The 15,311-nt window shown below is 36.9% G+C and carries 14 protein-coding genes; 8 read left to right on the forward strand and 6 right to left on the reverse strand.

Annotated features, from left to right (window positions below):
- Window positions 1–133 precede the first annotated feature (133 nt).
- The 5 genes from ACR9EA_RS14495 to lspA all read left to right on the forward strand — a co-directional run bounded on the left by ACR9EA_RS14495 (window position 134) and on the right by lspA (window position 4,706).
- Window positions 134–1,033: a dihydrofolate reductase gene (locus tag ACR9EA_RS14495; RefSeq protein ID WP_435134584.1), complete on the forward strand. Its 900-nt coding sequence runs from the start codon at window positions 134–136 to the stop codon at window positions 1,031–1,033.
- A gap of 87 nt (window positions 1,034–1,120) precedes the next feature.
- Complete coding sequence (locus ACR9EA_RS14500; RefSeq protein ID WP_435134587.1) at window positions 1,121–2,680, forward strand: NAD(P)/FAD-dependent oxidoreductase; 1,560 nt, start codon at window positions 1,121–1,123, stop codon at window positions 2,678–2,680.
- Window positions 2,681–2,697: 17 nt separating this feature from the next.
- Window positions 2,698–3,261 (forward strand): sugar O-acetyltransferase, encoded by a 564-nt coding sequence (locus ACR9EA_RS14505; protein WP_435134590.1) that lies wholly within the window; start codon window positions 2,698–2,700, stop codon window positions 3,259–3,261.
- 53 nt (window positions 3,262–3,314) lie between these two features.
- Window positions 3,315–4,208, forward strand: a complete 894-nt coding sequence (fabD, locus tag ACR9EA_RS14510; RefSeq protein WP_435134592.1) for an ACP S-malonyltransferase — start codon at window positions 3,315–3,317, stop codon at window positions 4,206–4,208.
- 3 nt (window positions 4,209–4,211) lie between these two features.
- Window positions 4,212–4,706, forward strand: a complete 495-nt coding sequence (lspA, locus tag ACR9EA_RS14515) for a signal peptidase II (RefSeq protein ID WP_435134595.1) — start codon at window positions 4,212–4,214, stop codon at window positions 4,704–4,706.
- A 59-nt stretch (window positions 4,707–4,765) separates the two neighbouring features.
- Here the strand turns inward: lspA and ACR9EA_RS14520 are convergent, their stop codons facing one another.
- From ACR9EA_RS14520 to ACR9EA_RS14530, 3 genes are all read right to left on the reverse strand, one after another.
- Window positions 4,766–4,957, reverse strand: a complete 192-nt coding sequence (locus tag ACR9EA_RS14520; protein ID WP_435134598.1) for a hypothetical protein — start codon at window positions 4,955–4,957, stop codon at window positions 4,766–4,768.
- A gap of 254 nt (window positions 4,958–5,211) precedes the next feature.
- A complete protein-coding gene (gene galE / locus ACR9EA_RS14525; RefSeq protein WP_435134601.1) occupies window positions 5,212–6,234 on the reverse strand; it encodes a UDP-glucose 4-epimerase GalE in 1,023 nt (340 codons plus the stop codon).
- A complete protein-coding gene (locus ACR9EA_RS14530) occupies window positions 6,227–7,360 on the reverse strand; it encodes a DegT/DnrJ/EryC1/StrS family aminotransferase (protein WP_435134603.1) in 1,134 nt (377 codons plus the stop codon). Before ACR9EA_RS14530 ends, galE begins: the two co-directional genes overlap by 8 nt.
- Window positions 7,361–7,511: 151 nt before the next feature.
- Here ACR9EA_RS14530 and ACR9EA_RS14535 point away from each other — a divergent pair, with 151 nt between their 5' ends.
- Together ACR9EA_RS14535 and ACR9EA_RS14540 are read left to right on the forward strand one after the other, a co-directional pair.
- Entirely contained in the window at window positions 7,512–8,747 is a 1,236-nt protein-coding gene (locus ACR9EA_RS14535; RefSeq protein WP_435134606.1) for a 3-deoxy-D-manno-octulosonic acid transferase, read from the forward strand.
- A gap of 114 nt (window positions 8,748–8,861) precedes the next feature.
- Window positions 8,862–9,230 (forward strand): hypothetical protein, encoded by a 369-nt coding sequence (locus tag ACR9EA_RS14540; RefSeq protein ID WP_435134608.1) that lies wholly within the window; start codon window positions 8,862–8,864, stop codon window positions 9,228–9,230.
- Between the two features lie 58 nt (window positions 9,231–9,288).
- Here the strand turns inward: ACR9EA_RS14540 and ACR9EA_RS14545 are convergent, their stop codons facing one another.
- Window positions 9,289–9,681, reverse strand: coding sequence for a hypothetical protein (locus tag ACR9EA_RS14545; protein ID WP_435134611.1), 393 nt, complete (start codon window positions 9,679–9,681; stop codon window positions 9,289–9,291).
- 235 nt (window positions 9,682–9,916) lie between these two features.
- Here ACR9EA_RS14545 and ACR9EA_RS14550 point away from each other — a divergent pair, with 235 nt between their 5' ends.
- Window positions 9,917–11,749, forward strand: coding sequence for a sodium:solute symporter family protein (locus ACR9EA_RS14550; RefSeq protein ID WP_435134613.1), 1,833 nt, complete (start codon window positions 9,917–9,919; stop codon window positions 11,747–11,749).
- 81 nt (window positions 11,750–11,830) lie between these two features.
- Here the strand turns inward: ACR9EA_RS14550 and mgrA are convergent, their stop codons facing one another.
- Together mgrA and ACR9EA_RS14560 are read right to left on the reverse strand one after the other, a co-directional pair.
- Window positions 11,831–12,820, reverse strand: a complete 990-nt coding sequence (gene mgrA, locus ACR9EA_RS14555; RefSeq protein ID WP_435134616.1) for an L-glyceraldehyde 3-phosphate reductase — start codon at window positions 12,818–12,820, stop codon at window positions 11,831–11,833.
- A 218-nt stretch (window positions 12,821–13,038) separates the two neighbouring features.
- Window positions 13,039–15,288, reverse strand: coding sequence for a penicillin-binding protein 1A (locus tag ACR9EA_RS14560; RefSeq protein WP_435134619.1), 2,250 nt, complete (start codon window positions 15,286–15,288; stop codon window positions 13,039–13,041).
- Window positions 15,289–15,311 lie beyond the last annotated feature (23 nt).

Below are 15,311 nucleotides of genomic sequence, written 5' to 3' on the forward strand. Positions count from 1 at the left end.
TTTAATGTCTTAAAATTTGAATATCATTTTTTTAAATTTATCAAAAAAACAAAGTCCTTAAAGCATCATTTTTACAATTTCCATTAAAAATAATGAAGAAAATAGTAACTTTACTTAACTAACAACTAAGCATATGTTCGGAAACAAAAAAAACACGCCCCAAATAGATAAAGAACAATTAGAGCTTATTAAAAACGCCCAAAAACGCATAAAACAAAAAAAGCGTTTATATACGCATTTTATATTGTTCTTAATTGGTTCGGTAGCACTAATTGTTGTTAATTTAGGGCTGCATGTTGCCGAAACTTTTAGACCTTTAAATGTAGATTGGTTTGTATTTGTGGTTGGCTTTTGGCTGTTGTTGTTACTATACCATGCGTTTAATGTTTTTGTGGTTAATAAATTTATGGGGGCAGATTGGGAGCAACAACAACTAGACAAGTTAGTAGCCAAACAAAAAGAAGGCATCACTAAGCTAGAACAAAAGCACCAGATAAATGCACCTGAGCTAAAAACGCCTGAAAAAAAAAAGCTGAAGATCAATAAAACGGTAACCATTATAGCTGCTGTAGCAGAAAATAATGCCATTGGTAAAGACAATACCTTAATTTGGCATTTACGAGACGACTTACAACGTTTTAAAACACTAACCTCTGGACATTGCATTATAATGGGTAGAAAAACCTTTGAAAGTTTCCCCAAACCCTTACCTAACCGCACCCATATAGTAATTACCAATCAAAGCAATTACAAAGTGCCACATGGTGTAATTGTTGTACATAACATTGCCGATGCCTTAGATGCGGCTTTAGAAGACAAGCAGCCTTTTATAATTGGTGGTGGCGAAATTTACAAACAAGCTTTGCCTTTTGCAGACAAAATTGAATTAACCCGAGTACACGACACTTTTGATGCTGATACGTTTTTCCCAGAAGTAGATGTAAACCACTGGAAAGAAACTTCTAAAACATTTCATCCAAAAGACGAAAATAACGACCACGATTATTCGTTCATTACCTACGAAAGACAGTAATCTTTAACAATTTACAGACACCTACAAAATAGTAGCACTTAATATAATAATGCTATAATGCGTTCAAATTTTAAGTAAATTTGCACCATGATAAAAGAAGTGCAACTGCGTGTGTCTTTACAAGAAGAAGCCTCGCAAAAAAATATTTTGCAGCTAAAAGCAGCACAATTATTACACCTTTCGACATCGGATATAACAGGTATAAAAGTTCTTCGAAAATCTATCGATGCTAGAAAACCCAATATTATATTCAACTATAAAGTAGCTGTATTTATACATGAAGAGCTTCCAGAAACGTCAACTTATAATTTCAATTATCAAGATGTTACTAAAGCCAAATCTGTTCACATTATCGGTTTTGGTCCAGCGGGCATGTATGCCGCCTTGCGTTGTATAGAATTAGGCTACAAACCTATTGTTTTAGAACGCGGTAAAAACGTACAGGACAGACGTCGAGATTTAAGAGCCATTAATCAGTTTCACGACGTTAACGAAGATTCTAATTATTGCTTTGGCGAAGGTGGAGCTGGTACGTATTCCGACGGAAAATTGTACACCCGAAGTTTAAAGCGAGGCGATGTTAGACGCATTTTCGAAAACTTGGTATATCATGGTGCTACACCACAAATCTTAATAGATGCCCATCCGCATATTGGCACCAACAAACTCCCTAAGGTTGTTCAGAATATTCGAGAAACGATTTTAAAATATGGAGGCGAAGTGCATTTTGAATCTCGTGTTAGCGATTTCAAAATTTCTAATAATAACATTACTGCCATACAGATTCAAAACGGCTCCGAAATGCCCGTTAACAAAGTTATTTTAGCCACTGGGCACTCGGCTAGAGATATTTTTTATTTGCTACACAAAAAAAACATCGACATCGAAGCCAAGTCGTTTGCTATGGGAGTACGTGTAGAACACCCACAGCACATCATCGATTCTATTCAATACCATTGCTCGGGAGATAGACATGAACTTTTACCTGCGGCATCTTACAGTTTAGTACAGCAAGTTAACCAACGTGGCGTTTATTCTTTCTGTATGTGCCCAGGCGGATTTATTGTTCCCGCAGCAACCGCCAATGGCGAAGTTGTGGTTAACGGCATGTCCCCATCTAAGCGCAATAACGAATTTGCCAATTCGGGAATCGTTGTAGAAATTAATGCCGAAAAAGATTTATATAAATACGATCATCTTGGTCCGCTAAAAGCTTTAGAATACCAAAAAGATTTAGAAAAACTAGCCTTCGTTTCTGGAGGAAAAAGTCAAGTTGCGCCAGCACAACGCTTAACAGATTTTGTAGAAGGCAGACTATCTACAGGTTTGAACCCTACATCGTACCAACCTGGTATTAAAAGCGTACCCTTACATTCTATTTTACCCAAATTAATTGGGAAAAGTTTGCGTAAAGGATTTGAAGCTTTCGGACAAAAAATGAAGGGCTACTACACTGCCGAAGCAAATGTTATAGGTGTAGAATCCAGAACCTCATCGCCAATTAGCATTCCAAGAAACACACGGTTAGCGCATCCACAAATCACCAACTTATTCCCTTGTGGCGAAGGTGGTGGGTATGCTGGCGGTATTATTTCTGCAGCCATGGATGGCGAACGTTGTGCCGAAGCTGCAATTCAAAACTTTTAACTTTACGATTTAACATCATGACAGAAAAAGAAAAAATGTTAGCAGGATTAATGTACAATCCGTCCGATCCCGAACTTACAAAAGCGCGATACCACGCTCGACTTACATTTCAAAAAGCAAATGCCCTTACCGAGGCCGACAGAGCAGAACGCGACGCGCTTTATAATAGTTTAATCGAAGCAGGACAGGATTTATGTATAGAACCTCCTTTTCACTGCGATTATGGCTCTAACATTAAGGCTGGAAATCGTGTTTTTATGAACTACGGATGTTGTATTCTGGATGTAGCCACAGTAACTATTGGCGATAATGTTATGTTTGCTCCCAATGTTCAGCTTTACTCCGCAACCCATCCTATAGACGCTAAATCCAGAAACAGTGGTAAGGAATTAGGCAAACCCATAACTATCGGGAATAATGTTTGGATTGGCGGTAACAGCACCATTTGCCCAGGCGTTACTCTTGGCAATAATGTAGTGGTTGGTGCTGGGTCTGTAGTAACTAAAAGCTTTCCTGATGATGTTGTTATTGCAGGAAATCCGGCCAGAGTTATTAAAAACATCACTAACAACGACTTATAACATCTGCCCTATTTTATTTAATATTACTATTTTTGCCATTTAAAATAAAACTTATGAACGCATATATTTTCCCTGGACAGGGCGCACAATTTACAGGTATGGGCTTAGACTTATACCAAAACGTTCCATTAGCACAAGAACTCTTCGAAAAAGCTAACGATATACTGGGGTTTAGCATTACAGACGTTATGTTTGAAGGTACAGCAGAAGAACTAAAACAAACCAAAGTAACCCAACCCGCTATTTTTTTACACTCTGTAATTTTAGCAAAAAGTTTAGGCGAAAACTTTAAACCAGACATGGTTGCAGGACATTCTTTAGGCGAATTTTCTGCCCTAGTAGCTTCTGGTGCCTTAAATTTCGAAGACGGATTAAAACTAGTATACCAACGTGCCTTAGCCATGCAAAAAGCTTGCGAAATTACACCAAGTACTATGGCTGCTGTTTTAGGCTTAGACGATACTATCGTAGAAGATATTTGTGCTGCTATAGATGGTGTTGTAGTTGCAGCAAACTACAATTGCCCAGGACAATTGGTAATCTCTGGAGAAGTAGAAGCCATTAACAAAGCTTGCGAAGCTTTAAAAGAAGCTGGAGCAAAACGCGCATTAGTACTGCCTGTTGGTGGTGCATTTCACTCTCCTATGATGGAACCTGCCCGCGAAGAATTAGCAACTGCAATACAAAACACAACTTTTAACACTCCAAATTGTCCTGTATATCAAAATGTAACGGCCAGTGCGGTAACAGATAAAAATGAAATACAAGCCAATTTAATTTCTCAATTAACATCGCCTGTAAAATGGACGCAATCCGTGCAACAAATGATTGCCGACGGCGCTACAGAATTTATTGAAGTTGGCCCAGGAAAAGTGTTACAAGGATTAGTAAAAAAGATAAACAGAGACGCACAAACTAGCTCTGCTACTTTTGAAACCGAAGCATAATACATGAAATTTTCTAGAACCTTATCTATAATTTCAATTATAGTTGTAAACATTGCACTAGACCAAATTTCTAAAGTCTTAGTAAGACAATATGTTACGCCTTATAAAACCACAGAACTTATTGGCGATAAATTTATTTTAACCAATGTAGAAAACACAGGTGCTTTTTTAAGTCTAGGCAGCAATTTAAATCCAACTTTAAAAAGTATATTTTTATTAGCCTTACCCATTTTGGTTTTGGGTTATGTTACCTATTACATTCTTAGCAACACCGCGTTAGATAAACTATCTACATTTGCTTTTGCATGTATTATTGGAGGCGGAATAGCCAATGTATACGATAGAATTGTTTACGGCTCGGTAACCGATTTTCTTCATATAGACTTGGGCGGCATTTTTAAAACTGGCGTTTTTAATGTCGCAGATATGTCCGTTATGCTAGGCATGGGACTATTATTATACACCAATTTTAAATCGAAGAAAGCTACAACAACATAATTTTCAGAAACTCTTATAATTGAAAAGTCCCCGAAATATTTCGGGGACTTTTTTTATTATCAAGCTTGTAAGCGGCAATCTGCACAATCTTTAATTTCACCATAATAGGTTTCCCTATATTTGTGAAGCGTTTTAAAAGGCACACTCAAAAATTGCATTTTAATGTAAGTGACTTTTGTAATTAATTCACCCATTTTTGGTGTGAATCGTTTTTCGTCTTTGGTTTCCCGTTTTACTGTTATCAGTTTCATAATATCATTTATCATTTCATCCGAAATTACTTAAATAGATTGACAAGCCCAAGAAATTGAAGCAAAACCCCACGGTTTAACCTTATAATTAAGCATTTAACAACGATTTTCTTGTTTCAATAAGAATCTTTCACCTACTTTTCTGATAAAAGTACCGCAGAAATTAGGGGCTTTTCGTTTAAAAACAGACATAAAAAAACCTCCATTACATCAATTTGCAATGAAGGTTTTAACAAAATTAACACTTACTTAATTTAACTTTTTCTAATGCTTTGCTCCCATTTCCAAGCAGAACGCATGGCGTCATCTAAAGATAATTCAGATTTCCATCCTAATACATCGTTAGCTTTATCGGTTTGCGCATAAGCTGCAATAACATCGCCTGCCCGGCGTGGTGCAATTTTATAATTTAAAGTTTCTCCAGAAACACGTTCGAAAGATTTAATCACTTCTAACACCGAGCTTCCTGTGCCTGTACCTAAATTAAACACTTCGTAATTTGTCTCGTTTTTATTACCTAACAAGCGTTGTAAAGCCACAACGTGCGCTTTTGCCAAATCGACTACGTGAATATAATCGCGAATACAAGTACCATCGACTGTCGGATAATCGTCTCCAAACACCGATAATTGCTCTCGTAAACCTACAGCAGTTTGCGTAATAAAAGGTACTAAATTTTGAGGCACACCTATTGGCAACTCTCCAATTAACGCGGTTTCGTGAGCCCCAATCGGGTTAAAATAACGCAATGCTATTGCTTTTAAATGCGGTATAACTCGACAACTATCTTTTATAATTTCTTCACCTATTTGCTTAGTATTACCATAAGGCGATTCTGCTGGTTTTACAGGTGCATTTTCGGTTATAGGCAATTCATCGGCCTGGCCATATACGGTACAAGATGAGCTAAAAATAAAATTGGCATCTTTTAACTTATCTAATTCCTGAAGCACATAAACCAACGTATTTATATTGTTTTCGTAATACAACAATGGATTTTCCACACTTTCGCCAACAGCTTTACTTGCCGCAAAATGAATCACGCCTTTTACATCGTTATGAGTCTTAAAAAATTGCTGTACCCCTGCCTTATCTCTTAAATCCAACTCTTCGAAAATTGGCTTTTTTCCTGTTATGGCAGTAATACCATCTAATACTTTGATAGATGAATTTGAAAGATTATCTATTATAACAACTTCAAATCCTTCATTTTGAAGTTCTACAACCGTATGAGAGCCTATAAAACCTAGACCCCCAGTTACTAATACTTTACTCATTTATGAATGTTTTAATTGTTGTTGTTATAAAATCAATTTGTTCATCATCAAGCTCGGTATGCATAGGCAACGATATCACCTCTTTAACTAATTGATTTGTTACTTTAAAATCGGCTTCATTATATCGCTCGTCTGTATACGCTTTTTGTTTATGTAAAGGAATCGGGTAATACACGCCACATGGTATCCCATTTTCATTTAAATGTTTTACCAAAGCATCGCGATCTACGCCCGTAACTTTTAACGTGTACTGGTGGAAAACATGGTTATCTTCACTACCATTTCTAAACGGCACAGTAATTTTATCTTCGTCTTTGAAAGCATCATCGTATTTATTGGCGGCAGCTATTCGCGCTGCATTGTAAGCATCTAAATGCGGTAATTTAGCCTCTAAAACAGCAGCTTGAATGGAATCTAACCTAGAATTCACCCCAACAACATCGTGATGATAGCGTTCGTACATTCCGTGATTTACAATTCCTCGAATGGTATGTGCCAAATCGTCATCGTTAGTAAAAATAGCACCACCATCGCCATAACATCCTAAATTTTTTGAAGGGAAAAACGATGTAGAACCAGCATGACCAATTGTACCAGCTTTTTTCTTATCTCCGTTAATATACGTAAAATTGGCGCCTATTGCCTGCGCATTATCTTCAATAACGTATAAATTATGAGCATTGGCTATCTCCATAATAGCTTCCATATTGGCACATTGTCCAAATAAATGCACCGGCACTATCGCTTTTGTTTTTGGGGTAATAGCCTTTTTAATGGCTTCAACATCTATATTAAAAGTATCTGGTTCTACATCAACCAAAACTGGCGTAAGCTGTAAAAGCGCAATAACCTCTACTGTAGCTGCAAAAGTAAAATCGGCGGTAATTACCTCGTCGCCTGGCTTTAAACCTAAGCCCATCATGGCAATCTGTAAAGCATCTGTACCATTGGCACAAGGAATAACGTGCTTTACACCTAAATAGGTTTCTAAATTCTTCTGAAACGCGTTAACTTTTGGGCCATTTATAAATGCTGTTGTATCTAAAACTTCTAAAATAGAAGCATTTACAACGGCTTCTATTTTTTTATATTGACCTTTAAGATCAACCATTTGAATATTTTTCATGTGAAAGAAATTAAAGTCCGTAACGTATTACTACCGAACTATAAATTAAAAAATCCGTACTGGATATCAAGCTAACGAAATTACAAAATTCAGCAACGCTAACCAATGAAAATCTAGATAAGAAATGTATTTTTGCTAGAAACTAAGGATTTTGAAGATTGTTTATAATTTAAGCATTTTTGCTGCCAAATACCTGCTTAAAGTCGTAGCGCTTTTTAACACCAAAATAAAACAAGGTGTAGATGGGCGCAAACAAACATTTACCATTTTAGCGAAACACCTACAACCATCAGACCTTACACTTTGGTTTCATTGTGCCTCTTTAGGCGAATACGAACAAGGATTGCCTGTGTTTAACGAATTAAAAAAAATATACCCCAAACACAAAGTAGTACTCACCTTTTTTTCGCCATCTGGTTACGAAATCAGAAAAAACGCGCCGGTTGCAGATTGCGTGGTTTACTTACCACTAGACACCCCATACAATGCAAAGCGTTTTATTAATGCTGTAAAACCAGAACTTACCGTTTTTGTTAAATACGATATTTGGCCAAATTATCTTTTAACCCTTAAAACCCAAAACAGAAACGCTATTTTAATTTCTGCCTTATTTAGAAAAAACCAATCGTATTTTAAAGGCTATGGTAAATTTATGCGAGACGCATTATTCGGGTTCTCACACATTTTCACTCAAGATGAAGCTTCAAAATCACTTTTAAAATCCATCAATTATAATGCAGTTACTGTTTCTGGAGATACGCGGTTCGATCGTGTTTCCAATCAATTACAAACAGACAATACTTTAGAGTTTATAAAAACCTTTAAACAGAATAACATTTGTGTTGTTGCCGGAAGTACTTGGCCCGAAGACGAGGCATTTTTAATTCATTATATCAATCAAAACAAAAACAACGCTGTAAAATACATTATTGCTCCCCATAATATTAAAAGCAACCAAATACAGCATTTACAAAATAGTTTAAACGTGCAAAGTGTGTTGTATTCCGAGATGAACAGCGCCACGCTGATCCAAGCCAAAGTACTTATAATTAACACGATTGGACTTTTAACTAAAATATACAATTACGCTAATATCGCTTATGTTGGAGGAGCCGTTGGCACAACAGGTCTGCATAATACCCTGGAACCGGCAGTTTTTGGTTGCCCAATAATTATTGGATCGCATTACCAAAAATTCCCCGAAGCTAAAGCCATGATTGCCCAAAAGGGTATGTTTAGTATTTCTTCGCAAACCGAACTAAATTCTATTTTAGACAAACTCATTAACAACGAATACTTTAGAGAAGAATCTGGCCATAAAAACTCCAATTACATTAAAAACAATCAAGGTTCTGTCGTCCAAATACTAGACTTTCTTCGTAAATAAGGTTTAAAAATCAATTATTAGTAAAAATGTTAAAATAATTAACATTTTTAAAACAAGTTAATCAAGAAGTTAGTAACTTGTTACACTAATTATAACACTAAAAAACCTTAAATTATGAAAAAATTACTTTTAAGCACAGCTTTATTAGTAGCCTTAGGAAGCACCTTTACTTCTTGTAGAGATGTTAAAGAAAAATCTGAAAGCGCAGCAGATGCTGTTGAAAACGCTGCAGATGCTACTGGAGATGCTATTAAAGAAACTGCTGAAGATACAGCAGATGCTTTAGACCACGCTGCAGATGAAGCTGGTGAAGCTATGGATAATGCTGCAAAAGCTACTGGAGATGCAATCGACGACGCCGTAGATGCTACAGGCGACGCTATTGATGATGCTGCCGATGCTGTTGAAGGTGCCGCTAAAGACACCAAAGATGCTGTAAAAGATGCTGCCGACAAAACAAACGATGCCATTCAAGGAAACTAATGGTATTCTTTCTAATAAAAAAGCCCGTTGTAATAATATGTTACAACGGGCTTTTTATTTAAAATATCCAACTGGCCATTTTATACTTTCGCTTAAAAGGCTTTAACTGTTTTTCTAAATCTTTTTTATAAGATTTCAAGGCATTATCGCTACCAAAAGCCGAACCCAAAATACCATCGCGTTCTTTTTTTCTGTTATTGATTTTTAGTTTTTTAGTTTCGTCATCATCCGAACTTCCCATAATACCTACAACATCATTTACAAAACTTTTGATTTCATTATCCACTTTAGACTTAACATCGGACGACAATCCTAAATCGCTTCCTGGATTTAAAGCAGACAACATATCTTTTGAAAAATCTGGAGATGGTAATTTAATATTTTGCGCCTGAAGACCAAGTGTTAATAACATCACAAACACAAAACTTATACCAGTTATTGTTTTTTTCATAATTAATAGCTTTTAAAGTTAGTTTATAAAGTTATAGAATTAAAGAATAAAAAAAGAGAAACTACTGTAAAATTTCAATCTTCTAAAAAAACTAACACCCTATATTTCAACAGTAATGAACCTTTACAACGACAACTTCTTTTTTAAGTAAAACACTTCTTAGTTAAAAAATTTTTATTCCTTTTTAAAAGCTCTATTTTTAAAAATTATTTGCACTTCTAAATTTCAGGCACAAATGCTAAAAGGAATAGACATTTCAATCATTTTAATTTATTTAGTTTCCACCATAATTATAGGCTTAGTATTAAGAAAACGCGCACAGCGCAGTACTGACGATTATTTATTAGGTGGCAAATCTATACCGTGGTACATGCTTGGTCTGTCGAACGCTTCGGGAATGTTCGATATTTCTGGAACCATTTGGCTGGTTACCCTTATGTTTGTTTACGGTATAAAAAGCGCCTGGATTCCTTGGCTGTGGCCAGTTTTTAATCAAATTTTCTTAATGGTTTACCTATCTAAATGGTTAAGACGCTCTAACGTTACCACAGGAGCCGAATGGATACAAACGCGTTTTGGGAGCGGAAAAGGCGGTAAACTATCGCATACTATTGTAGTCGTTTTTGCCCTTTTAAGTTGCCTTGGCTTTTTGGCTTATGGTTTTATAGGTCTTGGGAAATTTGTAGAAATATTTTTGCCTTGGGAAATTGTAAGCAGCTATGTACCTTTTAATGTATCGGCGCAATACGTTCCTCATTTTTACGGCATCATTTTCACCCTTTTTGCCGTATTCTACTCCCTTTTAGGCGGCATGTCGGGCATTGTTTGGGCAGATGTACTACAATTTGCTATCATGACCATTTCGGCTTTGGTAATCGCATACATTGGTTTTAATGCCGTAAGCGAACATAACCTGTTGGTTCCCGAAGGTTGGATGTCTCCCTTTTTTGGCTGGGAATTACAAATGGACTGGAGCCAGATTATACCTCAAGTAAACAAGAAAATTCAATCAGACGGGTACAGTTTGTTTTCTATTTTCTTTATGATGATGGTGTTTAAAGGGGTTCTAGTTAGTCTTGCTGGTCCTGCACCGAATTACGATATGCAAAAAATATTATCGACTAAATCGCCTGCTGATGCTTCAAAAATGAGCGGTTTTGTAAGTGTAGTCTTAATGCCCATACGCTATTTAATGATTGCGGGATTTGCCGCCCTAGCACTGATTTATTACGACAAATTAGATTTAATAACCGCTACAGGAGCTATTGACTTTGAACTCATTTTACCTTCGGCCATAAAACAATTTGCTCCCGTTGGGTTACTAGGACTTTTATTAGCCGGCCTGCTTGCTGCATTCATGTCTACTTTTGCAGGCACCTTAAACGCTGCACAAGCTTACCTTATTAACGATATTTATTTAAAATACAGTACGACTAACGTGACTTCCGGAAAAATCAAACTCATGAATTATGGTTCTGGTATTCTAGTCGTTACCATAAGTATTATTTTAGGATTTTTTGTTGAAGATGTAAACTCTATTCTACAATGGCTAGTATCTGCTCTGTTTGGCAGCTATGTCGTAGCCAACGTCTTAAAATGGCACTGGTGGCGTTTTAATGGCCAAGGGTTCTTTTGGGGTATGGTTGCTGGTATGATCCCTGCGTTAATACTCCCTGCTATTTTAGATGGCGTTTTAGACCTTTACTACTTTCCCGTATTATTAATAACTTCCATTTTAGGATGCTTAATAGGTACTTACGCGGCTCCACCAACAGACGAAGCAACCTTAAAATCGTTTTACACCAATGTAAGACCTTGGGGATTTTGGAAACCTATACAAGATAAATTACAAGCCGAAAATAAAAACCTAAAACCCAACACCCATTTTAAACGCGACATGTTTAATGTTTTTATAGGTATAGTGGCGCAAACTGTTCTTGTTATCCTGCCCATGTATATTATTTTCCAACAGGTTGAGCCCATTTATATTTCTTTAGTGCTCTTAGTAATTTGTATAATACTATTAAAAAAATATTGGTGGAACACTCTAGACACGCCATTAGATTAATCTAATATTCTACTATCAAATAGCTGAATAATTAAGTGCTTCTAATAAAAAGTCGTGAGACTGTTTAAAACAGTATTAGTTTTACGAGTTTAGAACGGTTTCTATTTGCTCTAATTCGCTGTCTGAAAATTTCAAATTATCTAGTGCATCCAAATTATCTAAAAGCTGTTCTACACGACTTACACCCACTAAAACCGAGGTTACACGCTCGTCTTTCAACAACCATGCAACGGCCATTTGCGCCAAGCTCTGATTGCGATTATGAGCAATTTCATGCAATTTCTTCACTTTATTTATAACCGCTTCGGTAACAGTATCTTTTTGTAAAAACCCTGTAGATTTGGCCGCTCTAGAATCTTCTGGAATCCCCTTCAAATACTTATTGGTTAACAAGCCTTGTGCCAAGGGTGAAAATACAATAGAGCCAATCCCCTCCTCGCCTAACACATCCAACAGGCCATCTTCCACCGAACGATCGAACATGCTGTAACGTGGCTGATGAATTAAACACGCTGTCCCTAATGCTTTTAATATTTTTGAAGCTTTTAAAGTATCTTCAGCCGAATAATTAGACAAGCCCACATACAAGGCTTTTCCTTGACGTACAATTAAATCCAGAGCAGCCATACTTTCCTCCAAAGGTGTATTGGGATCTGGCCGATGATGGTAAAAAATATCGACATAGTCCAAGCCCATACGTTTTAAACTCTGATCCAGACTGGAAACCAAATATTTTTTAGAACCCCAATCGCCATAAGGTCCTGGCCACATCGTATAACCTGCTTTTGTGGAAATAATGAGTTCGTCGCGATACGGTAAAAAACTATCTTTTAAAATACGGCCAAAATTGGTTTCGGCACTACCTGGTGGCGGTCCGTAATTGTTCGCTAAATCGAAATGGGTAATCCCATTATCAAAAGCCGTATGTAGCATCTTCTTGCCGTTTTCCAAAACATCGACATCGCCGAAATTATGCCACAATCCAATAGAAATTGGCGGTAACATGAGGCCACTTTTTCCACAGCGGCGATATGGCAAGGTTTCGTATCTGGTATCTTTTGCTTGGTACATAATTGTCATTTAAACCATTAGTTTTTCAAAAATAGGTAATATCGAATTCTAAAAAAAAGAAGCTTTACTTTAAAATACATGAATAATTGTTATTAAGTATTTCTAACTCCTATATTTCAAAAACTGACTATAGCCACGAATTCACGAATATCTTAAAGTTTTTTTATTCGTGAATTTGTGGCTAAATATATTTGTTGCAAACAATAACTTATTTAGTATTACTCACCAAAAGCTTTCTTTTTTTGTTTCTTCTTAAATAAACGCTTAAAGAAACCATCGCGTTTATCTGGATTACAATCCAAAGCTTCAAGCACCTCGTTGGAAGGCGTTTCGAAAGTCGCTTGCGTTATGGTTTTATATTCTGAATTTCTATTCAATTTCAACAAAAAATTAGCTACAATAGGTAAAGCTGAATTAGCTCCCTGACCAATACCGGTACTACTAAACCCGATGTTGTAGTTATCGTTTCCAACCCAAGACCCCATTACCAAATTGGGAGTAACCCCCATAAACCAGCCGTCTTTATTATCTTGCGTCGTTCCCGTTTTACCAGTCAAATCGTTTTTTAAACCATAAGTTGAACGCAGGCGTTTGGCCGTGCCTTCATCTACAGTCGCTTGCATAAACGCGAGCATGGTTTGCCGGGTAGCATCGCTAAAGGCCGGTTTTAATGCTTTTGAATTTTGATGCTGATAAAGCACTTTACCGTCTTTATCTTCAATTTTTTCAATAAAATATGGCGTAACCGCGACACTGTTATTCACGTAACTGGTATAAGCAGCTGTTAATTCTAAAAGTGATAATTCAGCGGTTCCCAAAGCTAAAGACGGTACTTCTGGTAATGCTGAATTTATGCCCATTTTTTTCGCTTGTGAGATTACAGATTCGATCCCGACTTGCTCGAGTACTTTAACCGCAATGGTATTTACCGAATGACTTAAGGCTTTTTCTAACGAATAATTCATGTGCGGATCGTCCTCATCCGACGATGCATTAGAAGGTGTCCAAGCTTTTTCTCCTGTATACGTTACTTCCCGAAGCGAAAAATAGGTACACGGATCCATACCAGACTCCAAAGCAGCTGTATACACAAACGGCTTAAAAGTCGATCCCACCTGTCGTTTACTCGTTAGTACGTGGTCGTATTTAAAATGTTCGAAATTAATACCGCCCACATAGGATTTTACAGCTCCCGAGTGCGGATTAACAGCCACAAACCCCGTGTTTAAAAACTTCAAATAATGCTTTAAGCTATCTATTGTTGAAGCCATAACAATGGTATCCCCTTCGTAGGAAAATAACGGGCGTTTTGTTTTCCGTTGTAAAGAATCTAAAATTTGACCGTCCGATAATTTTTGAGACCTTAACTGTTTGTATTGCGGAAGGTTTTTAACCAATTCGTCAATTAAGGTTTTGTTTTTTAGCCAAGGTGCGTTATTGCCATAAGCTGCTTCAAATTGGCGTTGCAAAACTTTCATGTGCTTGTTCATGCCTGCTTCTGCATATTCCTGCATGGTGTAATCTAACGTGGTGGTAATGCTTAAACCATCTTTATACAAATTATAAGTCGTACCGTCTGCACGATTTACACTATCTAAAATTTTTAAAACCTGCTGTCTAACCTGTTCCCTAAAATATGGCGCTAAACCCTCGTTGTAAGTGAATTTATGATAATCGATTTCCAGCGGCTGATTGCTTAATTGCAAACGTTCGTTTTCTTCTAAATAACCGTATTTCACCATTTGCTGAAACACCACATCGCGACGTAACTGACTCCTTTCGGGGAATAACCGCGGATTGTAACTATGGTTAGCTTTTAAAGTCCCCACCAAAGTAGCAGCTTGCGATAGCGACAAGTTTTTGGTGCTGGTATTAAAAAAACGCTGGGCTGCACTTTCAATGCCGAAGGTGTTTTCGCTAAACGGCACGGTGTTTAAATACAAAGCAATAATATCGTTTTTACTATACACCGCTTCTATACGGCGCGCCACAATCATTTCCTTTATCTTATTAATGGGCATAGATAAAAATCCGTAGGATTTGCGCCCAAATAGATTTTTTGCCAACTGTTGGGTTATGGTACTTCCGCCTCCAGCCGAATTATCCTGAAGCAACAAACTTTTAAAAAACACCCGTATAAAACTTTGATAATCGATACCATCGTGTTCGTAAAATCGGGCATCTTCGGTAGCGACTAAACCATTAACTAAATAGTTTGGTAAGTCGTTAAAAGCTATAATCTGCCTATCGAACACAAAATATTTCCCAATAAGTTCCTGATTATGATCTAAAACCACACTGGCTTCGGCTTGTTTTAAATCGGATAAAGCTTGTCGGGTAGGAAGCTTTCCCCAAAGACCTATATAAATACTAGCAACAAACAGCCCAAATAACACAATACCCAAACCTAAGAGCTTGAAGACTACAAAACCCCAATGCTTTTTTTTACTGATTTTTTTCTTTTTCAATCTGATGAGTTATAATTTACAGC

It is taken from the genome of Formosa sp. A9, assembly GCF_051200825.1.
In the GTDB taxonomy this organism is placed as follows: Bacteria; Bacteroidota; Bacteroidia; order Flavobacteriales; family Flavobacteriaceae; genus Formosa.

Coding starts and splice junctions, on each gene's coding strand:
- ACR9EA_RS14495 (WP_435134584.1), top strand. CDS start 134: ATGTTCGGAAACAAAAAAAACACGCCCCAAATAGATAAAGAACAATTA.
- ACR9EA_RS14520 (WP_435134598.1), bottom strand. CDS start 4,957: ATGAAACTGATAACAGTAAAACGGGAAACCAAAGACGAAAAACGATTC.
- galE (WP_435134601.1), bottom strand. CDS start 6,234: ATGAGTAAAGTATTAGTAACTGGGGGTCTAGGTTTTATAGGCTCTCAT.
- ACR9EA_RS14530 (WP_435134603.1), bottom strand. CDS start 7,360: ATGAAAAATATTCAAATGGTTGATCTTAAAGGTCAATATAAAAAAATA.
- ACR9EA_RS14500 (WP_435134587.1), top strand. CDS start 1,121: ATGATAAAAGAAGTGCAACTGCGTGTGTCTTTACAAGAAGAAGCCTCG.
- lspA (WP_435134595.1), top strand. CDS start 4,212: ATGAAATTTTCTAGAACCTTATCTATAATTTCAATTATAGTTGTAAAC.
- ACR9EA_RS14505 (WP_435134590.1), top strand. CDS start 2,698: ATGACAGAAAAAGAAAAAATGTTAGCAGGATTAATGTACAATCCGTCC.
- ACR9EA_RS14550 (WP_435134613.1), top strand. CDS start 9,917: ATGCTAAAAGGAATAGACATTTCAATCATTTTAATTTATTTAGTTTCC.
- ACR9EA_RS14540 (WP_435134608.1), top strand. CDS start 8,862: ATGAAAAAATTACTTTTAAGCACAGCTTTATTAGTAGCCTTAGGAAGC.
- mgrA (WP_435134616.1), bottom strand. CDS start 12,820: ATGTACCAAGCAAAAGATACCAGATACGAAACCTTGCCATATCGCCGC.
- fabD (WP_435134592.1), top strand. CDS start 3,315: ATGAACGCATATATTTTCCCTGGACAGGGCGCACAATTTACAGGTATG.
- ACR9EA_RS14545 (WP_435134611.1), bottom strand. CDS start 9,681: ATGAAAAAAACAATAACTGGTATAAGTTTTGTGTTTGTGATGTTATTA.